The sequence below is a fragment of the Marinobacter sp. M3C genome (genome assembly GCF_023311895.1).
Classification (GTDB): Bacteria; Pseudomonadota; Gammaproteobacteria; order Pseudomonadales; family Oleiphilaceae; genus Marinobacter.
In genome coordinates this window covers 1,238,039-1,258,365 of the sequence record NZ_CP092284.1, presented here as the reverse complement: position 1 = coordinate 1,258,365, position 20,327 = coordinate 1,238,039, and the positions used below count along the sequence as shown (strand labels likewise).

At 51.0% G+C, this 20,327-nt stretch carries 21 protein-coding genes; 8 read left to right on the top strand and 13 right to left on the bottom strand.

The annotated features are described in order from the left end of the window. The 3 genes from MIH18_RS05690 to MIH18_RS05680 form a co-directional block, all read right to left on the bottom strand. The gene (locus MIH18_RS05690; RefSeq protein ID WP_249014122.1) at positions 1-990 is read right to left on the bottom strand and encodes a DUF3644 domain-containing protein; all 990 of its coding nucleotides are present in this window, start codon (positions 988-990) and stop codon (positions 1-3) included. A gap of 91 nt (positions 991-1,081) precedes the next feature. Next, entirely contained in the window at positions 1,082-1,735 is a 654-nt protein-coding gene (locus MIH18_RS05685; RefSeq protein ID WP_249014121.1) for a DCL family protein, read from the bottom strand. A 626-nt stretch (positions 1,736-2,361) separates the two neighbouring features. Then, positions 2,362-2,511: a hypothetical protein gene (locus MIH18_RS05680; RefSeq protein WP_249014120.1), complete on the bottom strand. Its 150-nt coding sequence runs from the start codon at positions 2,509-2,511 to the stop codon at positions 2,362-2,364. A 569-nt stretch (positions 2,512-3,080) separates the two neighbouring features. Here MIH18_RS05680 and MIH18_RS05675 point away from each other — a divergent pair. From MIH18_RS05675 to MIH18_RS05665, 3 genes are all read left to right on the top strand, one after another. Then, positions 3,081-3,488: a transposase gene (locus tag MIH18_RS05675; RefSeq protein ID WP_249006779.1), complete on the top strand. Its 408-nt coding sequence runs from the start codon at positions 3,081-3,083 to the stop codon at positions 3,486-3,488. Then, on the top strand, positions 3,485-4,570 hold the full coding sequence (locus MIH18_RS05670; RefSeq protein WP_249006780.1) for an IS3 family transposase: 1,086 nt from the start codon (positions 3,485-3,487) through the stop codon (positions 4,568-4,570). Before MIH18_RS05675 ends, MIH18_RS05670 begins: the two co-directional genes overlap by 4 nt. A 1,235-nt stretch (positions 4,571-5,805) precedes the next feature. Next, positions 5,806-6,063: a hypothetical protein gene (locus MIH18_RS05665; RefSeq protein ID WP_249008187.1), complete on the top strand. Its 258-nt coding sequence runs from the start codon at positions 5,806-5,808 to the stop codon at positions 6,061-6,063. Positions 6,064-6,080: 17 nt separating this feature from the next. On the opposite strand, the gene MIH18_RS05660 is transcribed toward MIH18_RS05665, so the two are convergent. The 5 genes from MIH18_RS05660 to MIH18_RS05640 all read right to left on the bottom strand — a co-directional run bounded on the left by MIH18_RS05660 (position 6,081) and on the right by MIH18_RS05640 (position 11,312). Then, on the bottom strand, positions 6,081-6,356 hold the full coding sequence (locus MIH18_RS05660; RefSeq protein WP_283164886.1) for a hypothetical protein: 276 nt from the start codon (positions 6,354-6,356) through the stop codon (positions 6,081-6,083). A 172-nt stretch (positions 6,357-6,528) separates the two neighbouring features. Then, positions 6,529-9,558, bottom strand: a complete 3,030-nt coding sequence (locus MIH18_RS05655) for a Tn3 family transposase (RefSeq protein ID WP_249014119.1) — start codon at positions 9,556-9,558, stop codon at positions 6,529-6,531. Between the two features lie 7 nt (positions 9,559-9,565). After that, positions 9,566-10,498: a site-specific integrase gene (locus MIH18_RS05650; protein ID WP_249008189.1), complete on the bottom strand. Its 933-nt coding sequence runs from the start codon at positions 10,496-10,498 to the stop codon at positions 9,566-9,568. 9 nt (positions 10,499-10,507) lie between these two features. Continuing rightward, complete coding sequence (locus MIH18_RS05645; RefSeq protein WP_249008190.1) at positions 10,508-10,828, bottom strand: hypothetical protein; 321 nt, start codon at positions 10,826-10,828, stop codon at positions 10,508-10,510. Next, positions 10,818-11,312 (bottom strand): hypothetical protein, encoded by a 495-nt coding sequence (locus tag MIH18_RS05640; RefSeq protein WP_249008191.1) that lies wholly within the window; start codon positions 11,310-11,312, stop codon positions 10,818-10,820. Before MIH18_RS05640 ends, MIH18_RS05645 begins: the two co-directional genes overlap by 11 nt. 225 nt (positions 11,313-11,537) lie before the next feature. On the opposite strand from MIH18_RS05640, the gene MIH18_RS05635 reads away from it, so the two are divergent. Continuing rightward, a complete protein-coding gene (locus MIH18_RS05635; RefSeq protein ID WP_249008192.1) occupies positions 11,538-12,518 on the top strand; it encodes a DNA-binding protein in 981 nt (326 codons plus the stop codon). Between the two features lie 228 nt (positions 12,519-12,746). Here the strand turns inward: MIH18_RS05635 and MIH18_RS05630 are convergent, their stop codons facing one another. Both MIH18_RS05630 and MIH18_RS05625 read right to left on the bottom strand, forming a co-directional pair. Then, on the bottom strand, positions 12,747-13,076 hold the full coding sequence (locus MIH18_RS05630) for a hypothetical protein (RefSeq protein WP_249008193.1): 330 nt from the start codon (positions 13,074-13,076) through the stop codon (positions 12,747-12,749). Between the two features lie 71 nt (positions 13,077-13,147). Next, on the bottom strand, positions 13,148-13,870 hold the full coding sequence (locus MIH18_RS05625; protein ID WP_249008194.1) for a hypothetical protein: 723 nt from the start codon (positions 13,868-13,870) through the stop codon (positions 13,148-13,150). A gap of 695 nt (positions 13,871-14,565) precedes the next feature. Here MIH18_RS05625 and MIH18_RS05620 point away from each other — a divergent pair. Beyond that, on the top strand, positions 14,566-15,318 hold the full coding sequence (locus MIH18_RS05620; protein ID WP_249008195.1) for a hypothetical protein: 753 nt from the start codon (positions 14,566-14,568) through the stop codon (positions 15,316-15,318). Between the two features lie 40 nt (positions 15,319-15,358). Here MIH18_RS05620 and MIH18_RS05615 read toward each other — a convergent pair whose 3' ends face one another. Then, the gene (locus tag MIH18_RS05615; protein WP_249008196.1) at positions 15,359-16,501 is read right to left on the bottom strand and encodes a hypothetical protein; all 1,143 of its coding nucleotides are present in this window, start codon (positions 16,499-16,501) and stop codon (positions 15,359-15,361) included. A 902-nt stretch (positions 16,502-17,403) separates the two neighbouring features. Between MIH18_RS05615 and MIH18_RS05610 the strand changes: the two genes are divergently transcribed. Continuing rightward, entirely contained in the window at positions 17,404-18,348 is a 945-nt protein-coding gene (locus MIH18_RS05610) for a hypothetical protein (protein ID WP_249008197.1), read from the top strand. Positions 18,349-18,444: 96 nt separating this feature from the next. Here the strand turns inward: MIH18_RS05610 and MIH18_RS05605 are convergent, their stop codons facing one another. Then, positions 18,445-18,864 (bottom strand): hypothetical protein, encoded by a 420-nt coding sequence (locus MIH18_RS05605; RefSeq protein ID WP_249008198.1) that lies wholly within the window; start codon positions 18,862-18,864, stop codon positions 18,445-18,447. A 354-nt stretch (positions 18,865-19,218) separates the two neighbouring features. On the opposite strand from MIH18_RS05605, the gene MIH18_RS05600 reads away from it, so the two are divergent. Next, entirely contained in the window at positions 19,219-19,548 is a 330-nt protein-coding gene (locus MIH18_RS05600; protein WP_249014118.1) for a type II toxin-antitoxin system RelE/ParE family toxin, read from the top strand. A gap of 36 nt (positions 19,549-19,584) precedes the next feature. Then, positions 19,585-19,902 carry an XRE family transcriptional regulator gene (locus MIH18_RS05595; RefSeq protein ID WP_249014117.1) on the top strand — a complete coding sequence of 106 codons (318 nt, stop codon included), beginning with the start codon at positions 19,585-19,587 and terminating at the stop codon, positions 19,900-19,902. Between the two features lie 18 nt (positions 19,903-19,920). Here the strand turns inward: MIH18_RS05595 and MIH18_RS05590 are convergent, their stop codons facing one another. Further along, positions 19,921-20,199 (bottom strand): hypothetical protein, encoded by a 279-nt coding sequence (locus tag MIH18_RS05590; RefSeq protein WP_249014116.1) that lies wholly within the window; start codon positions 20,197-20,199, stop codon positions 19,921-19,923. Between the last annotated feature and the right edge of the window lie 128 nt (positions 20,200-20,327).

Sequence of the window (20,327 nt, the reverse complement as noted above, 5' to 3'; positions counted from 1 at the left end):
TTAGCTGTTCTTAGTGTACTGTTCATCAAATTCTTTTAGGATATTCGAATTAAAAAACACCTTGCTTCCGCTCTTTGGGTTCGACGGATTATAGAGTCGTCTACGGCAATATTTTTCGTTGTCCTCAAGAGATTTTCGTATGCTGTGATATCTTCCGTTGGCTTTGAAATCCGAGTACCGCTTTTGAAGTCGAGTGGTTAGTACATCGTAGTCCCAAGGATATTTGTCCATTATCTCTTCTTCTGCGAGGCGAACTACCGGAGCCTTCACATCATTCGTAAGCTGGATCGGAATACCTGAACCGCTTTTTACTTTCTTGAAATTTACGTCAATTCGAAGTGATAGATTGTAGTCAGACGGCGCATCGTTATCATATTCTTTTTCAATTCCATTTATGTACTGGAGCAGGTTCTTCTCGGAGGCGTTTAGAGTTTCACCATTCACCGAATCAAAGCCTCTAAAAAATGCCATTGGCATCAAATAGAAGTTGTATTTGTCCAAGACTGGACCAAACCATTCCTGAACCAAATGCAGGTAATTCTGAAGCGACGCTGTGCCGATCTCTTGAACCTTGATTGCCAAAGATAGGTCGTCATTGATGAAGTGTATTGAGTTATCTCGAATTTCTGCTAAGGCGGTGATGTTGGTTTTTACAGCTTTATTTACCTTCACGCCATAGTCTTCAATTATTATTCTGTGGGCTTCAAAGAGACTCACAGACATGGGATTCCCAGCCCTGTTATTCCTTATGTATTTCTTTTTAGATTTTCTACCCGATTTTAGCTGGCGATGTTCCCATACATACAGATTCGTGACTTGGTTCCGCGCGAGCTGAAGTACCTTCGCCTTGAACAAAAGCTCCCAAGCATTGACGCACAAAACCGAAAAGGTTTCCTCACGATAATTGAAGTCAGGTTTGTTGTAAATTTCAATTGCAGAAAGCATTGCTGCAATTGACTTATCGAGCATGGATCTCGCTCGCGACTTCATAGACTCTCCACCAACCTGACGGTTTTAGCATAGACGTCTTTTTGATGGAGCCGAAGGCGCAATGAAAAGGACGTCGCTACGCGTGTAATTATTAGCTTTTTAATCTACGCAAGTTTGCTTCGGCGCTAAGCAGTTGCAAATGAGCATTATTTATGTGGTAAGTAATCCATCTCTCAAGCAATTCAGGATCAGTCAGTATTCCTCTCTGATCAAGATCATTAGGCTCCGGGTTCGTTAGTTTGACTGACTCTATATCTATCTGGCCCTGGTTTAAAAATTCACTTAAGAGCTCATCGAATGAGGGCGTAAAATAGGAGGCATGGCTGTTATCATATGTTAACTTTATTCCGAGAATTGGGCAAACATCCACATCAACTAACTTAGCAGTCTTGTACCTCATAACAATATCTTTCACAGCTCTACGAAAAGCCATCGACACGATTGTTTTATGCGAAGCTGGTTGTATACAGTGAACCCAACTGCAATCGGTGCTTGTGCCGTCCACTCTGTAAATGTATAAACAGCGATTCTGGTGAAAATCCCTTTCTACCTGTATGTAGTCGATACCTGGGCCTTTCTTTTCCGCATACTCGGAGTGTAGGGTGAATAATGAGGTAAAGAAAAGCTCATCTTCGAGCTGGAGACGGTCGCCAGCCTCGTATTGGTTGATTCTACGGCGTGCCTCCTCAGTTGCATTTTTTTTGGTTTTGAATTGATAAGTTCCAAATGCAATCGGCTTTGCCAATGTCGCCTCCTTAAAAACTAACGCTTTTGTTTAGCGGCGCCCATACAGCGCAGCGAAATGGGCGTCCGGTGTAGGGCCGCTAGGCCCGGAATGAACTACAACTACTGACTATATGCAGACAAGTAGATCGCCGTAGCCCCAAATTACTATACCGACCGCCGTGAGCACCAGTAGGATAATAGTTAAGCCATTGTAAATTGGTAGATATTTTTCTTTAAAAGCACCGAATCCCAAACTGACGTAACCAGGGCAACAACCTCCCGTGAATTGAGAAAACCTTGAGATCCAGAGCTAAACATAGAACAGTCATTACAGACCCACTTCTCTGAAACCAACCTCCAAGAGATTCACTCGGCGGTCGGAGCGGGACCAGCAACGCAGCGATCAGTATCAAGAACGCAACCAAAACCAGAAAGCCGATTATTTTTAGATCGCGGCGGGTTACAGATTCCTCTGGATACAAGCTCTGTTGCTCCTTAACATATAACGCTTTTGTTTAGCAGCATCCCGGCAGGAGCGTCCGGTGGAGGCCTCAGGCCGGAACGTACTTAATTGACTGGTTATGTGGTTTGCCCGCGTTTGACTTGATCTCAAGCCAACTGAAACGGAAGCAAACCATGTAAGAATCAGTTTTTGCAGCCGTTTTTGCCGCACGTGATCCTTTCATGCGATGAAATCCAGTGGCTGGGGTTGTCACGGGTATCGAAACCGCAACCAGTTTTACCGCCTTTGTTACCGCTATGAACTTCACCTGTTGGTGTGTGCTTAACAGCCATCTTGAACCCTCCTCAAGGGTGCGAGCATTCCAGGGTTACCCTGACCGATTGGTTTATGAATTTTGTACACAAAATCACCCTACACCCTGGCCAAAAACTGTTCAAACATGCAGCCTGTATAAATACACATAGCGTCAGCAGCAGGAGCGTCCCTTTCCCGCAATGGTTATGTGGCATTTTGCCTCTGAACCCCAAAAAAGCCGCCTCCAAGGCAGTTCATCGGGTTTCCATTTTGCCCACTTTTTTCGTGGAGCTCTTTTACTAACTTTTCCGTATCTTCTATGGCCCGCCGAGCATTCTCTATTGTTGAAAACTCCTTCCACTCACTCTCAGTCGTGAGGCGAAAAGAGTCATCCGGTAGATCTACTTCTTTTCTTACGGATTCGGTGGTCGTTTTCCCGTGGGCCATTCTATCTCTGAAAGCGAACAAATCGCGTAATGTTGAATATGGGCGCTGGTTAAAATCTGGCTCGATATCAGCCTCGACACCCCTGTGTGTCAACCTCAGTCCATACACCCGGTCTATGAGTTAACATAGATTTCAGGGCGCGGATTGAGGAGTGTAAGCAATGCCAAAACCTGAGTCACAGATACCCGATAATCACATCTTGCCAGACAGTCAGTTGGAGAAGCGGACCCGTCGCCGATTTTCCACAAAGTACAAGCTGAGAATACTGGCCGAAGCGGATCAATGCGCCTACGGTGAACTCGGCCCTTTATTACGCCGTGAAAACCTCTATAGCAACCAGTTGCGTGATTGGCGTAAGCAGTTGGAAGTCGGTGGCGAGGCTGCTTTATCCAAGTCTGCGCCGGGGCCTAAAGCGTCAAAAACACCGGACCAGAAGCGCATTGAGCAGCTAGAGAAAGAGCTGACCAAAACGCAGCACCGGTTGCGGGTGACTGAAGACTGTGTGGATCTCCAAAAAAAAGCCTTGTCGATGCTCGATCTGTCGAACAATGGGAGCGATCCATCATGACCGTCCTTGAGGCGCGCCCGGCGCACATTCCGTTCCGCTCTGCCTGTGATGCTTTGGGACTGAACCGGAGCACCGTTTACGCGTGGCGACGACGTCAGAGCACAGCACCAGACCCAGTCAGGCGCTCTCGTAAAACGACGCCGCAGCCCAGAGCGCTCTTAACCTCGGAGCGTGTGCAGATACTTGAGCGGATGAACGAACCCGAGTTCTGTGATCAAACGCCGTATCAGGTCTATCACACGCTGCTGGAACGTGGTGAGTGCCTGGCCTCGCTCAGCACACTGTATCGCGTGCTGCGACAAGCCAATCAGACCGGTGATCGCCGGAATCAACGTGCGCCTCAGTCGCATGCTATACCGCGCCTGACCGCGACACGGCCAAACGAAGTTTGGACGTGGGATATTACGAAATTGGCGACTACACGCCGGGGTAACTACCTGAACCTGTATGTGGTTATGGACCTGTTCAGCCGCTATGTCGTGGCTTGGATGATCTCCCGCAAAGAGAACAGTCAACTGGCGCAGCAGCTCATGGAACAAACACTGACACGATATGGGCTGACCAACCGCGGGGTCACCCTGCACCAGGACCGTGGATCGCCTATGATCGCCCAGAGCTTTCTCGACCTGATGGCCGATGTGGGCGTGGTCTGCAGCCACAGCCGCCCCAGAGTCAGTAATGACAATCCATTCAGTGAAAGCCAGTTTAAAACACTCAAAACGCAACCTGACTTTCCCGGACGCTTTGACAGCCTGGAATATGCACGGTTATGGGCAGCGGATTATTTTTGCTGGTACAACCATGAACACCACCACAGCGGGCTGGCCGGCTTTACGCCGACTCAGGTCTACACCGGCAACTATCAAACCGTGGGCCAAGTGCGGCAAGCAACGCTGGACCGGTATTATAGAGACCATCCGGAACGCTTCTGCCAAGGGAAACCAAAAGCCGCGTTACCGCCGGAAGTTGTCCACATCAACCCCATCACTTCGGAGGCGATAGGGGGTGAGACAAGTAGCGCTGTGAACTTCCCAACGTTACCAGCAGCACGAAAGGCGCTGGAGCGGGCAAATAGATGTTAACGTTTTAAAGAGCTGTCCATATGAGGTTGACATGTTCCGACACAGAGGGTCTTGAACTTTTTAAGTTTTGACAAAGATCTTTCTTTTCTATCCCAATCATTGTGTTTTAACTGGCCAAGATGATTAAGGTAAGCCTCGATAGTAAACGCACAATAGATGAGGCAGCTTACTAGATTGTATAGTTGGCCGTTTTGGTCTCGCTCTGCCTGATTCAACATCGCTTTGGCTCCTACGAACATGTAAGCGAATGTGTTTGTTGTTTGACGACCTGACACTGTGGCGTTACTCATGACTACCTCGTGACACATAACAGCTTATTAGTTTGAATTTCGACTATACCGCAATCGCTCGCGAAGAATTGAGAGCCAGTCCCAGAAGGAATTATTCAAATCTATCAATCAGCTACGATTTTCGGCTATCCGCAAACCGTCCTCTTTTCACGCACGAAAACGCGCCTCGGGATAGTTGCGCCTTGACAACACCACCTATGTAAACCTGCCTCAGAAAATAAAGCAATGAAAACAAAATTCTGAGATTTTTTCTGGGACAGACGCGCCTGGAGGCTCCGGGTTTAACGAGACCCCCCACTTGCAAAAAGCGCCCCGAGTGAAGGCATTGCATGATGACGATCTATTGGAAGGGTACGGAATGACTTCTGTGCCGAAAGCACTTCATAGACAGTTCAGGATATTTTCATCCACAGTGAGATTCGCACCACTGAGATTTACACGCACATTATTGGCGATCGCAGAACTGGGACAATTAGCCCTTTCGATCGTCTTTAAAAGGACCGCTTTTATCAGAAAGCGGCCAAGATATGGTTTCAATATCACCAATTCTGCCGAACTGATCACCGATCTGCCTCCAAATGGCGGTAGGACGAATAATCAGGTAATCGGAGTGGCCACAATTGATTCACTATGTGACCATAAAGCGGCCAACTTATGGCTCCAAGAACACAGTGAAGCGTAATTCGGCTTAAAGTTATCCCCAAAATTTGGGGAAAAGCCTGTGACTAAAGGTATTGTTCGTAGGTCTTTCCCAGCCGCTCCGGTAGACACACTGAATCGGTCAAAAAACAAACAAAGTAGCCTTAACCGCTCCGCGTCTACTGCCGACAACAGGTCTTATGGTAAACCGAGCATCGCACCTGGATAGTCCTGCCCCGACAAACCCCGCCTTTCGCGCTACCCTCACCGGTTCAAATACCAGATTTGCAGGAGCAAAACCCCATTATGAGACTCGACCAGCTCCGCCTGTTGTTTGAGGCCGGCACCCTCATGGCCGCCGACATCGTGCCCGCGCCCCTGGAGCCCGGGCCGGCTCCAAGATGGTGTTGTCAGTTTCGCCGGCGCAACGGCGCCACCGTGGCCCTGGACCTGAACCGCAAACGCCAGGGCATGGAGGTGGTGCGGATCTTTAACAGCCTCGATGCCGCCTTTTCAGCGTGCCAGGCGGTGGGGTTTCGGGCCGTGACGGTGCACCAGAGTTGAAGCATTCCTGGAACAGGCTATGCCTTTCTAAACCGAGTCAGGGCCGTGACTTGCTCACCGGCGATCACGTGCCCCAAAGCCGCCGCCTTCGCCAGCCACATCAACCCAAGGCTGTCGTTTTGGGGGGTGCCGCTGCCCTGGATATAAAGTTTGGACAAATGGTGCATGGCGTCCGGGTGTCCCTGATCAGCGGCCAAAGTCAGCCAATGCAGGCCGAGATCCGGTTTGTCTGCGTCGAGAAACAACAACGCCAGATCCGTCTGCGCCTCCGCGTCACCGGCAGCGGCCTCTATGGGGCCAACTCACGAAACGGAAGAAATCGTACGCTAAGACCCCTCGCAACAAACGTCAACTATTTCTAGATACCACCCTATTCTGACGTATGTGAGGGTTGGCAGACAAACGTAAAAAATTCCTCAAAAGCGCTCCCAACCTAATGAAATATAAGTTTTTTGATCACGGTTTTTATCCCGATTCATCTTCGGAGCTCGCCAGACCCTTGGACTTCCCTTGAGGGGCGATCTCAGCAAGTTTTAAATCAAATAACTGATGTCCTACCGGGCGTCTAAAGTCCAACGTGTAATCTCCGAAACGATTGATATGGCGGGTTCGGTACGGCGATAGCGCTTTCAGTACATCTTCGGTAATGACGATCCCTTCCGCTGCCATTTCGCGCAACACCCGGCTGAGGGCTTCGACGTTGTGTAAGATCAGCATGTTCGCCACCAGGTGGTTGTACTTCACCACTTTTTGCTGCTCATGCCGGAGGTTGGTCGCAATGATGCCCTCACCACCAAAGAAGCTCCATTTCGCAAACCCGTTAAACTGCTCGTTCTTGTTGGTTGCGGCGTGGATGGTCTGACGCAACTCCACGTCGTCGATGTAGTTCAACAGGAAGCCAGTCCGCACGACCTTGCCCAGCTCACGGAAGGCGAAATACAGCTTGTTCTTGCGGCTGTAGGTTCCCAGCCGTCTCAGGATCGTTGATGGGGTAATTTTTCCGAGCTTGATGGACACGGCCACGCGCAACATATCCGGGAGGTGCCGTTCAATCCGCGCCCAGTCTATATGACCATTGAACAGCTCTTCGATATGGGCATAACGGAACCGCCGGTCTGGCCGGTAGAAGTTCAGATCCTTTATGTTCCGGATACGCGGCATCAGCTTGATCCCCAGTAGATAGGCCAGCCCGAAAACGGGATAGCTTTGCGCTTGCGTATCACCGTGCAAGGTATCCGGCTGGATATCGCTCCGATTCTCAAGTAGTCCGTCGAGGATGTACACAGCCTCGCGAACCCCGCACGGAATGAAGTGACTGAAGAGTGCGATGTAGGTGTCTGAGACGTGGTAGTAACCGATGCCGCCGTACCCGCCATAGCGGATGTGGTATTCGCTGAGGAGGTTCTGTTCGTAGAGGTTCCATTTAGTGCCGTCGGCGGCAGCCCGTCGACCTGTGCCCCAGTAGCCGGGCAATTCGTATTTCTTGTATGCGTTGATAACTTTAACGACGGCACGATCAAGCCTGTCTTCAGTCACATGATTGAGATTGAGCCAGGCCACCTGTCGACGGTTAAGTTGCTTGATGGAGTCGGCTGTCTGGGAGGGCCCCAGATTGCAGCCGTAACAGAAGAGCGTGGCGATGAACCGTAGTCGGGGATTTTCGACGCGTCCCTCGTAGCCTGACAGCGGCCCGAATTCACGGTGTAACCCAAGCCACCGCTCCGCATCGACCAGCACGTCCACAATGCTGCGGGTGCCAAGCCGCCGCGTGATGTCGTCATCCAGGGCCTGCCAATTGGTCGGTAGCCCCTGCTTCTGGTTGCGTTTGATTACGATGCGACCGTCTTCGATTGCGGCGTGTGTGTTGTCCGGGAACGCAGCATCCACTGAGCGGCTTACCTGAGTCAACTGATCCTTGAGATGGCGGATGAGAGCCTTCGGTTCGATAGGAAGCTCCACTTCCAGCCCGTACTGGTCAATTTCTTGCTCGTATGCCGACCAACTCACCAGTTGGTCCCGATGGTCATCGAAACGATCCCCGTGAACGACCGCCAGATCGGCCGACTTCAGTTCCTGTTTCACCAGGTTCAAAACGGCCATTTCAAAATATTTACGGTGAACCGTCAGGCTGTCCGGTCGCGCGAAAATCAGACGGCGCCATTTCTCAAGCGTCCACTTGGTCTGCCGAATGCTTTCTACCAGATCCGGGGCATGGATACGCAAATCCAGTGTTTCGGCTTTCAGCGAACGGGTCTTTCGGAGCAACTCGATCAGTTCAATCGACAACGTATCGCTGGAGGTGCTTTGAAACGTGAGTATCTCCAAGCAGTTGTACAGCAGGCTACGTTTGGAGCGAAACGGTCGCAACATAAAAGGCAGATAGTTGTTGCCCGCATAGGCCAGATGCTCCTCGCATTCGTCCAGCCACTCCTGCCGTTTGTCTCCGACAATGGCCTGAAGTGATTGCCAGGGATTTGGCTCGGCCTCCATTGCGGTCAACACATCTTTAAAACAGGACACCAGTCGATCTGTGCGCTGGGTCTGTTCCATTTGATAGGTCAGGAGATTTTGCTGGGCGGTGGTTTCAAGTTGTCTCATCATCTTGATCAAGAGCTCGGCGGTGTCATCCAGCGACTGGGCATATTGTTGCCGGATCAGGATCACCGCCAGGGCATAGCGTTTACGCGCTGTGATTCGAGCCATTTTGGCCACATCAAGTGCTCGCGCTTCTTGGGCGAACTGTCGCCGCTTGGTCACCGGGATAGATTTGACTTCTGGCAATTGCTCGACCATGGCCTTCAGCCACCTGAGGTGTTGCAGGTAAGACCGGATTTCCTTGTTTGTGGGCTTACGAATTTCCCGCTTCAGACGTTGCCAGCCACTGATCTCGATCCCCGGCGGTGATATCAGCAAGGCATTGATCAGTGCTTTTGCTTCGTCGGCGAGTTCGCTGACGATAGATCGGTAACAACGGTCATTGACGGTGGCCCGGGCATCCTTGGCGAGTCGCAATAGCACCGTAAAGCCGGGAATCTCGAAACGGTGACGCACCAACTCCTCCAGAAGAATATTGATGATATCGGCCAACACCTCCCGGGACTCGGCTGCGTTTATGGCTTGGTCTGCGAGCCAGATGCGGTCGTCATCGTCCAGGACTCGGCTGCCGACGTAGGTCCGAATCCAATTGATGTGGCGATCTCGGGCGCTGGATTGATCATACTGCCTCTGCTGGATCTTGGTCGGCCGTTTGCGAAGGCCGAGGCGCTGAGCTATGTAGCCACTCAAATCGGACGGCAAATCAACCGTTACGCAGAAGAAACCTTGTTTCTGATAGGCCTTCAGATGCAACAGTAAAAAGAAGCGGTGTTGAAGTTGCTTGGCATATCGACGAGCCCAGCGTTGCTCGTTGGGTGTGGGCGTGTAAACCGCATCAAGTTCGTGTTGCGGAATATCCGTCCGAAATCGTGGGTAGGCTGTGTCCTGAATGGCACTCATGACCGACTCATTCCCATGCCTGCCCAGTGGCCGGGTCGGTGATCAGTGTCTCCACCCAGCAGGCTTTGTCGGACGCAATACGGTGTATCTCATCAATCAAATCGTCCATCATTTCGTCCAGCTGGTCATCCGATGTTGCAGGAACCTGGATGTGGTAGTTTCCATTGTCTTGGTGTTTCACCTCGAACGGTTTCAGGCAGTGAGTTTCGATCACCGTGCGGGCCTGGTGGTGTTTCTGGTTGCGAGGACGCTGCGGCTCTAGTGTTAGCTGAACGGTCAATGCCCGGTGGCGCGGTTCGGATGCGCTCGCAGCAAGGCGCGGCTGACCGACAGCAGAGGCGACCTCAATTGGAATTTGCATCAGAGCCTGCTCGAACGGTGACTTGGTTTCAATGTATCGCAAGGCCGTCTGGGCATCCTGCCAACCGACATATTCCATCAGCGCTTTGATTTCCCACCCGGAAGCACTGGCCCAAGTGGCAAAACCGCGTCGCAGCGAATGGCTGCTGAACGCTTGTGCGGCCTCAATGTCCGCGTCTGACAGTAGCTGGCGCAGCAGCGGCACGATGCTGTTCGGGTGCAATGAAACGCCGGAAATGTGCCCCCAGCGGTCAATCGCCCTGAACAGTGGACCAATAGGCTGGTTCAGGAAGTCCAGCCAGTCCTGACAGGCTTCGACAGGACAGCATTGTCTCAGGGCGGGCACCTTAAATGTTCGCCCGGCTGCCTGCCGATCTCCCTTGCTCCGCCGCAAGTGCAAGGCCATGCCGGCACCGGGTGTCAGTGCAACATCTTCAATGGTCAGCCGGCAGAGTTCGTCACTGCGAAAGGCTCGCCAGAACCCAAGCAAGACCATGGCTCGGTTGCGCAACCAGACGCCGAGACGCCGAGCATCGTGCTGCCGCGCCTCTGCGATCCGTCCTGCCAGCCACTGATCCAATTGCTGGAGCTAGGTGATGGCCAGCGGCTTTGCTTGTTTTTGCCGGTACGGATGCTCCTCGCGAATGCCTTTCAGAACCGTGCGTACTAAAGGGGCTTTCGTCGGATCCGGAAAACCCTGGTCCCGATGCCAGCGTGCCAGCGCCGCCAGGCGCTGCTTCAGCGTGGCGGCAGAAAGACGTTCGGCATGGTCGGCCAGATAGCGAGCCACGCTGTCGGCTGTTGCTGGCAGATATCCGCCCCAGGCCACCTCAAAATGCTCGACCGCCGACCGATAGCTGCGCCGGGTATTGTCCCGCGTGGCGGCGCGAACGTAACGTTCAATCGTCATTGGGCGCACCGATGTCTTCCGGCTTCGGTAATGCCCGTATCGCTTCCCTTGACCAACTCTCTGCCGACTCGCACATGGCCTCATTGTCGGCCTTTGAAACCATCGTTGTGAACGTCTTAGCCATCGCATCGCACACTTGCTTTTCAACTGGAACGTTGAGGTTGGCGATCAGTGAACCGGCGAGCCTATCCAGCGGAGATCCCGTGGTAGCCATTTTCTGACGAGCCAGTACCCAGGCTTCTGCCTCGGCCGATGACGCAAACTGCTTTTGCTCCACCCAGAAAGAACTTTTTGGAATGGCAATCGAGCGGCCGTCTTTGAGGTGGGCCCTGATCTGTGCGTCAACATCCGGCATATAGGCGTCTTCGCTTTGCAGGCATTCCAGAGCAGCACGGAAGTTCGTTAATGGGTCGGGAAACCGGTTCCGAAAATCAAACGCCTGAAAGGCAAACACCTGATTAAGTGGGTCGGCTTGTTGGTGCACTTCGGGGCTCCTTCATAGTGGGCGTATGGCCTCGGTCCCGGGTAGTTGACCAACGCCATATCGTACCGGGCTTTGATCAGTATAGTCATCGAAATGAGCATCACAATGGATAACCCTGGATTATCAAATATCAGATCAGTGATACTTTCAAATTAATTTCAACTGTATATAGTACGTAATTACATAATACGTAATACAGTACGAAATAAATACGAGGAGACGATCATGGCCCGAGGCGGCATCACCCAACCCCTGGTCGAGGACGCTCGCAAACGCCTCCTGGCTCGCAGCGTTCACCCCTCCATCGACGCCATACGGGCCGAGTTGGGCAATACGGGCTCGAAGACCACCATCAGCAGCCACCTTAAAGCGATTGAGGCGCGAGAAAGCACCCGCTTGGACGACGAGGCGCTCTTGAGTACGCACGTAACAGAACTTGTGAGTCAGTTGACTCGACAATTGCGACGAGACGCGCAGGAGACGATTGAGCAGGCCGAGCAACGCCATGACACTGAGGCGGTCAGTCTGCGGGAAGCATTGGCGGCGCAGACAGTTGAGGGCGAACAACAACAGAAGCAAAATGACGCTTTGGTGCAGGAGCGGGATAAATTACACGCCGAGGTCGCTGCGCTGCGTGACACCCTCTCGAATTTGCAGGGCGACGGCCGCGCCCAAGCGCAACGCATTGAGGGTCTGACCGAACAGGTTCAGGACAAGCAGCGCCAGGTGGACTCGTTGGAAGAAAAGCACGAACATGCCCGCCAGGCGCTGGAGCACTATCGCAGCTCTGTGAAAGAACAGCGTGAGCAGGATCAGCGGCGGCATGAGCAGCTGATTCAGCAAGTCCAGGAAGAGCAGCGCCATCTGCAACAAGCTTTAGCCGTTAAGCGCGACGAACAGACCCAGGCCACCCGGGAGATCACCCGGCTGTTCACGGAGGTGACCGAAGTTCGAAAGCATTCGGATCAGTTGAGTCAGCAACTGAATGAGCGGGAGCGCGAAAACCGACGCTTGGCGGATAAAACGGTGCGATTAGAGCAGCAAGCGGTGGTGTTGCGCCAGCGAAAAGCCGCCTTTGAGAAACAGCAGCGCGTTAGCGATCAGCTCAAAGGAAAGGTGCAGCTGCTTGAAACAGAGCTTAGCGTGAAGACTGACCTGTTGGCTCGTTTAAGCGCTGGCAACGATTCTGACGAAGCAGCCCCTTAGTGCGCTCACAGGACCTACAGCTTGCTGACGAACCTTGTCATCACTCGCCTGACAGCCATGCCAACGGGAAGAGGGAAGACTTCTCGTTGTCTTGACATCCCTCCAGGCTGTCTTTCTTAGGCCAAGTGCAAGGCTACTGCAGCAACAATCCACGTATTTTTTGCAGGAAAGTCTCTATAAACCTACAGATTCCGAAAAAGAGGTCACACTGTTACTGGTCTCAAGTTCCTACCCCTGGCTGTGACAGCTATAGGTATAGCTGTCAGGACTTGAGATTTTTACCTCGTCCTGGTCAACACCCGCCCACCGGACATTAGGGCCATATTCTTCCTCGCATGCGCGATTAAAAAATACCTTGGCCTCTTGTTCCGGAACAATGTTGACAATCGTGTAGGTACCGTCACTATTTTTTTGCACCGACATCGTGACGGTGATGGACCTTCCACTTTCATCATAGATGGTGTTTTCCACGAGAACGGTATTCGATCCCAAAGACGTGCCTGGAATTCCTAGGAATGCCACGGCCGCGATCAATATGGGTATCTTTTTTATCAACACATTTAAGGCCTCTTTTCATCTAACACAGGGACAGTTTCCCGTCCCTGTCATAATTGCTTTTTGCGCACTTCCTATTGTGCCCGTATTTCTCCAATAGCCTGGACCGTGAGCCCTGGAATACTGGACGTCAGATAAACTGGCCAGGTGCCAGAATTACGCGCCACACATAGCACATTTATATAAAGCGTACCTTTGACATCACTGCCAACAATTCCGGACCTTGAAATATTGCACTGACCGCCCTGCATCGAGTTGCTATAAAATCCGCCGTCGTCTGTGTAGTATTCGACGTATCCACTGAGTCGGAAGTTGATATTCACCGCAACATCTCGATTGGGCGGGATGAGACTCAAAGCGGGAGGCCAATATAACCACCTCGGTGCGATTGCTGTCTTCGTGTCGTGTCCGGTGGGCTTCCCAGCAGAAACCCTGTTTTCGGGATTCTCTCTCGCTATTTTGGCCATAACCTTTGGGTCAGTAATTTTGCAAATCGCCACGTCTTGAACAGCATCAGACGCCATGATTGTGCCTTCCTCAAAGACATCCACACCACCTACTGATTGGCAAATGTCCCCGTGGATTTCTATCAATTTCTCAGGCCTTCCGTCCCTGACAAACGTATAGAATCCGGCCCCCTGGTCATAAACTTTCTGCGTGATTTGGTGCTGACCGCCGTAACGATCATCAATTAGCACCTTGCGTTCTGTCGTCGCTTCTGAAGCAATAACATTCGCAGAAGTAATGGCAAATACGGCCACTGTTGCGAAAAGGAATCCCTCTTTAAGCTCCTTCATGATCTTTCTCCTTGATTGAGGCTTAATTGTTCGCAAACTGCACAATTCTTACAATCACTGCCAGCATAGACGACGTTAGTGGCATTTGTATTACAATCAGTTAACGACACTATTACCTGCGTATTGGAATGTATTCCGATAAGAGCTGGTTTTGTACGGGAGCAGGCGGGTTACGCAGCCTCTTACGACGGTGGAATCTAGTTTGGGCCATGTTTGGGCAAAAAAGACGGCGATTTGGTACGGTGCTAACTAATTTCTCTAAAAAGCCGATTAATTACCGGGTTTTAGAGGCAACATGCGTGGCTTGTATGATTGGCGGACCACGCAAAACCATCGTTGTCGGAATGTTACATCAGAGATTGATTAATCATTTTTAAAAAAAGGGGATATAAGCTATTAATTTCAGCCTTTTACAGCTTTTTTTTGGGAATTTTTCACGTTTGTCTGCCAACCCTCTATGTGTCATTCAATGCCTGACGCCCGGTTAGGGTACAGCTCAAACTGACAGCGAATACCGGCAGGCTGCACATTAAACTCGGAGGATTTTTTTGCGAAGACTCTGGACACGAACTAGGCTGGGATCGAAATGCCACTTGCATACTGCCGGATCTGCCGGATCATTTGGACGATTGATTCACTAAAGTTTTTCCGGGAAGTTCCGATAACAGAAAGAGTCTTTCGAAGGAGATAAAAGGATGGATGTAAATCACATATCGCAATCGGCAAACCAGCAGGGCGTGTATTCAAATGGTTCTGCAAGAATCGTCCGCGAAACGCCGATTGCTGCGGACTTTAAGGCCAGCGAGGTGCCATCGGTGGTTTACCATGGAGCGAAAGAGAACCCTCTGGATACCGGTGGCTTTGTTATTGATAAAATATACAAGATGCCGCAAGAAAGTAACGAAGCGGCCGATGCCAGGATGATTGAGATGATGCAGACGTTGTCCACTGGTGTCGCCACGGCGTCAGCTGGCCTCAAGCGTAGCTTTGATACGGCAATGGAGTCTCTATCACCCGATCTGCAAGAAAAGGATTGGGGGTTTTCGGTGTCAAACGGTTCATTGAACTTCTCGGAAGGCAGTGATGCCCTATCAACTGAAGAGCGCACGGCCCTTAAGGAGGCGTTCTCGGTAGCCGATGTCGAATATCAGGCCAACCAAGTGGCTTCTACGATGATTCGCGCGCTGGAGCTAAATCGGGGACCGGCCGGTGTGAGTAACGGTATCGGTCGATTCGACGTATCCCAGGAGAATTTTGGGGACATTGTTGATCTTCGTTCCTACCTGCAAGTGCATGAGCCAGGCGGGAGCTATGATATGAAAACGATAGATCCTACTGATTACAAAAGTCACTTTGCCGCTGGCGGGCGCGCTTTAATGGACCAGATCAGTGCTAACGCCTCCGTTGGATATGCCAAGCCTGCGGATTTTGGACTGATTACGCTGTAGAAAGGAAACGAGGCCCAAGCAGTGCCTGGGCCTCAGGTACTTACTGAATGGTTTGGTCGCAGACGTGCCCCAAGGTCACGGTTGGATAGTTCTCGCCTCCGACTCCGACTTCATCGGGATCTGTATCTTTCACCCGAATCGACCACTCCCCATAATTGAACTCTGAAAGCCACGTATAGCCACCCGAATAGTCCGTGGTGGAACGAGTACCAGTGCAATCAGGCATCGAGATGGTGTTACCGGCGATACCGCTCGAATTGCTGATCGCTGTGTCGCCTGTCACTGGAATCACATCAGTATAATAATAATAGGTCACCTCTGCCCCCTCAACAGGGTTGCCACTGGAATCCAGCACTCGTATGGACCAATCCAACTCATTATGCACTTGGTCAGTCATAAAAGGGGAAGCACTCATACGAACTAAATTTTCATCGCTTCCGACATCGACGCTATCGGAAGCAGTGACGCGCGCTCCCACCATCAGCTCATAATCGTGCGCCGGATTCACGGCGACCGCCGGGTTAGGGGAGATTCGAACATTAAGGGTGAAGGGCGCTGGTAGCCCCCCAAAATTATAGAGCATATTCGCGTCAAGAGTGTTCCAGAGGGTGCCAGTGAAGTACTCAATGACCCACTCGTTCTGGCCATACGTGTCGATCAACTGGATCTGCAGATCCTGCCCATTTTCTGCCACGAAATTGAAATAGTCGATATCCTGGGTACTGTCCATACTCCCAACCATCGGCGTTCGGTCATCAGGAATCGGTGTTGATAGACTTGCCGCGTCATTGAGTTCGTTGGCATCCACAGCCGTGTTCACCACTGCCCCAAATTGGAAGGCAGAGCCATCCGAGGCATTGGCGTCCATAGACCAATAGTAGTCACCCGGTTCAGTGAGAGCCAAGAGCCCTTCATCGGCATTGCCCGGTTGGTCCGATGTCCCCAGTGATGTCAGCGTATCGTCTGCCTCATGTTTGATCAGCGTCAGGGCGAAGTCCGTATTGGCATTCTGCCCGGTCAGGAATACTTGGGTTTTGGAGCGCTGCGTGATTTCAAAGTGGTAGCAATAAGAGCCGCCGGTTGTAGTGCCATCTAATGTGTAAGCGGTACCCGTGTTGAGGGTGGTACAGAGCGGAGTGATGGCGTTGGTTGTTACTTTCGCTTGCGCTTGGGGAGCGGCCACCGCTGGGCCACTAACACTAGACTGGCGCTCTGCGGGCTCAACCGGTCGAACCGGTACGGCTTCAAAGTGGTAGTAGTTTTCTCTGGTTGGGAATTTGCGGTCATGCCCTCGGTGCTTGAGGTCGTTTCGACCTTGGACAGAGCTGCTGGAGCTGGTGAAAGCGGAACAGGTGTCGCTGCCAGAAGCGACGGTGAGGCAATGGCGCAAGCCACGACCCAGGCAAAGGAAATGGTTCTATTTTTCTGCACGGTGTTCTCCTTTTATCAATTAACGCACTCTCGTTAGCGCTACCGTCTAAAGAATAATAAGTCTTGACTGAAACTGTGTAACGATTTGTTTCAATTGTTTATCTTTTGAAATCCTTTAGGCAAGCGCTTTGCCACCGTGGCTAGACGAAATCAGGCGATTCCTAGCCAGGGATATGGAGGCGACACGGGCACATGAGCAAATGGAGCAGATACGGGAGGCTGGGTTGCTGATCTAGCCGAGTGCTCTATTCTCAAATAATGTGGGTTCGCCTCGATGTTTGCGGGCCGCTACATCTATTCGCGCTTCAGGAACTTTGTCTATGGGAGCCTGGGGAGCTACTATACTAGGTAATGATCAAAACGCCGGATGCAATCCGCTGGATAGGCTGACCGATTAGCTAAAGTTATTCCGGTAAGTCCCGATAACAAGAATAGGGAGTATTCCGAAGGGGTTAGAGTATGGGCGTCAATCACATACTGCAATTGGCAAACCAACAGCGTTTTTCTCGAATGGTTATCTGTGAGATGTGAACCAATTTTGGCTTTCAAAGCACGCAGAAGCGTGCCATTGTCCACCACGCTTAAAAAATGGGTGCATACCTTGATGCAAAGGTTCGTTCAAATCACGTATAGGTATTTAGTGGAGGCATTGTTGTGATATCTACCATAAGCAGCCAGCCACTTGGAGTGCAAAATAAATACGCTAGTTTGGAAAAAACGGGATCTGGAATCGAAGAGAAACCCATCAAGGACAGTGCTGATCCTGAAAATAGTAATAACGACGTTACTATTTCAGATGCTGGCAGAAAAGCACTAGAGGCGTCCAGGGGCGGTCAATCCCCTAGCTATTACGAACAGTTTATGCCGACTTATGACGGATTTACAGCTGCTAATATTGCATTAGGTGTCAAAGAGCCTGGTCGTGATACATTTTCTGCTGGAAAAGATTTTAGCCAGGTTGCGATAGATGCACGCGCTAGCATGGATAATAATTATGTGCGCCTGGAGTCGATTGGAAAGTCATATCCGCCAAATAACGCACCTGCAGAAAGCAGAAATTCGTTACTGGGTGAGCTCGATAGGCGAGCACTCTATGCTGTTGCAAGTAATCAAGGCGAAATGTTCACAAAAGATGAGCAGGCCATAGCTCGTAATAAAATGAATCAACAACAGGGGCTTGCCATGGGACTTTACAGCGGTCCGACGAGCGAAAAGGATCAGTTTTCCGACCCTTTTGTTGGGAATATGGCGTCTAAGTTCAAAGCTGGGATAGAATTTTTAGATGCTGTAGGCAATGAGGAAAAAGGGACCTCTTTTGAATATGCGCACCAGCGCGCGGGCGTTCAGAAAGCATATGAAAGTGCGTCAATCAAAAACGGAGAGATACCAGAGGATTTTATGTCAGATAGTCCTCTTATAATGTTATTATATGAAGCTATGGATGCAGCAGAGAAGTTTGGATCAAAAAGTATTACAGAGGGTCAAATCCTGAACGCGGGGGATATACGAAAACAGTCTTGGTTTAGTGGTTACGAGAATAGGTTGGATGATTCTATAAACGCCACCAGAGAGCTATACGTACCCAACTTTACTAAATAAATAGCCGAAAAGACAATATCTTATAAATAATTCGCTGTGCAATGTATATCTACGTTACACAGTGAATTAATCCTAGTCAGATCAGTTTAAAAAAATTTATTCTACTGTAAATCGTACAGAATACTCACCAGTAATAAAGTTTTGTAGAATTACTTGTGATTCACAATCCGACGTAGGCTCAGCTCCATCTGAGAACTGGTATAGAGATCCGACTTTAATTACCGACCAGTTAAATCTGCAGCTTTGATAAGTGAAAGCACCTGCATCAACAGTGCCGGGGGTTTCTGATACAACAACTCTGGTATCGTTCGCAAATAACGGATCTGGCGCTGGAGGTGTCACAATTCCAGACGTATTCGATCTGATTAATGTTTCATCTGAATTGCTATCATTCACCAACTCTATAGTCGTGGCCGCCGCGAGAGTCGGTAGTGATGTGGCAAACAATAAAGCTGCAAAGATCAAACGTAATGATCTTATCTGTCTCATAATATTCTTCAAAGAGCTGATATTCATTCGCGTACCCGCTATTAGAATTAACGGCAGATTTCTCGCTCTGTTCGCCCAATGAGTGTAGTTGCAGAATTGAGTTTTTAAAGCACAACTCATGCTGAAATGAAAATTATTTAGCAAGGGCTAGTCGTCGACTAATTACTGCGCAACTTTATGAATTGTAAAAAATAGTATCGATATCATTGATGCCAAAGGCTTAGCGTACAATTTTTTCCGTTTCGTGAACTGACCCCTACACGGTTACTAAAAACACTTCTGACATAGACCCACATTCGGCTGCATCAATTATGTTTCAGCGCTCTTGTTTTATATCAATACTGATATACTATTCGGGGTAGACGATCTCAGGAGCTGCCGATGTCGAGAGGAAAGAAGCCCCTGGAGTTCCTCGGGGATGCGCTGGCCAGCCTGCGAGACTTCCCTGGCGAGGCGCGCCGAGAAGCGGGCTACCAGCTGGACAGGACCCAGACTGGTGAGGACCCGACTCACTACCGGCCTATGCCATCCGTGGGGCGCGGTGTAGTGGAGATCAAGATCCGCGAGGACGATGGCGCTTTTCGGGTCTTCTACGTCGCTAACCGCGGTAATGCGATCTACGTGCTTCATTGCTTCCAGAAGAAAAGCCAGAAGACCGACAAGCAAGACATCGAGATCGGCAAGAAACGTTACAGCGAGATCCCAGACTAGAAACCAAGACAGCAACGAAAGACCCAACAGAACTACATGGAACCTAACCAGGTGACAGACATGGCAAACGAACGATTCGAAAGTGTGTGGGATGCGATTGAAGACACCCCTGAAGAAGCCCTGAACATGCGCCTGCGCTCCGAGCTGATGATTCAGATCACCAGGCGCGTGAAGGAGTGGAACGTCACTCAGAAAGAGGCGGCGCAGCGCCTGGGTATCACCCAGCCCCGCCTGAACGACCTGCTGAACGGCCGCATCAACAAGTTTGGCCTCGACGCCTTGGTCAACCTGACCGGTCCGGCGCACTTCCACGTGGAGCTGACGCTGGAGGACAAGGAGGCGACTGTGGCCTGAGGCCACTAACCGAAGGGGTTACAGCCGGTGTGGCCCCTTTTCTGTAGCTTCCAGCGCCGCCAGGCGTTCGGCTAGATTGTCGCGTTCGCTCTGTAATTCCGCGTTTCGCTTGTGCTCCAGAGCCACAGTTTCGCGCCATTTTTCAGCCTCGCCAGCCGTGGCCAGACGGGCCGTTTTCGCTTCTTCCCGAACACTGGCAACCTCTTTTTTCAGCTCGTCTATCTGGCTTTGCAGACTGGCAGCCGTGGCGATTTCCCGTTTTTCGGCCTGATCGGTTCGGCGCGTTTCGGCTTTCACTTCTGACGCTGCAACGGCGGCAGCTCGTTCGGCTTCCTGCTGTCCAGCCCGGGCAGCGTCCAGCTTCTCGGTACCGGCATTGATTCGCTCTTTCAGCTCGGCGGCTTGGTCGTCGACACACTATCTGT

Bases quoted from the DNA above. Each gene is read 5' to 3' on its own strand.
- MIH18_RS05670 (WP_249006780.1), top strand. From the start codon at position 3,485: ATGACCGTCCTTGAGGCGCGCCCGGCGCACATTCCGTTCCGCTCTGCC.
- MIH18_RS05605 (WP_249008198.1), bottom strand. From the start codon at position 18,864: ATGAATATCAGCTCTTTGAAGAATATTATGAGACAGATAAGATCATTA.
- MIH18_RS05655 (WP_249014119.1), bottom strand. From the start codon at position 9,558: ATGAGTGCCATTCAGGACACAGCCTACCCACGATTTCGGACGGATATT.
- MIH18_RS05625 (WP_249008194.1), bottom strand. From the start codon at position 13,870: ATGAAGGAGCTTAAAGAGGGATTCCTTTTCGCAACAGTGGCCGTATTT.
- MIH18_RS05645 (WP_249008190.1), bottom strand. From the start codon at position 10,828: ATGACGATTGAACGTTACGTTCGCGCCGCCACGCGGGACAATACCCGG.
- MIH18_RS05675 (WP_249006779.1), top strand. From the start codon at position 3,081: ATGCCAAAACCTGAGTCACAGATACCCGATAATCACATCTTGCCAGAC.
- MIH18_RS05690 (WP_249014122.1), bottom strand. From the start codon at position 990: ATGAAGTCGCGAGCGAGATCCATGCTCGATAAGTCAATTGCAGCAATG.
- MIH18_RS05665 (WP_249008187.1), top strand. From the start codon at position 5,806: ATGAGACTCGACCAGCTCCGCCTGTTGTTTGAGGCCGGCACCCTCATG.
- MIH18_RS05620 (WP_249008195.1), top strand. From the start codon at position 14,566: ATGGATGTAAATCACATATCGCAATCGGCAAACCAGCAGGGCGTGTAT.
- MIH18_RS05600 (WP_249014118.1), top strand. From the start codon at position 19,219: ATGTCGAGAGGAAAGAAGCCCCTGGAGTTCCTCGGGGATGCGCTGGCC.
- MIH18_RS05595 (WP_249014117.1), top strand. From the start codon at position 19,585: ATGGAACCTAACCAGGTGACAGACATGGCAAACGAACGATTCGAAAGT.
- MIH18_RS05680 (WP_249014120.1), bottom strand. From the start codon at position 2,511: ATGGCTGTTAAGCACACACCAACAGGTGAAGTTCATAGCGGTAACAAA.
- MIH18_RS05635 (WP_249008192.1), top strand. From the start codon at position 11,538: ATGGCCCGAGGCGGCATCACCCAACCCCTGGTCGAGGACGCTCGCAAA.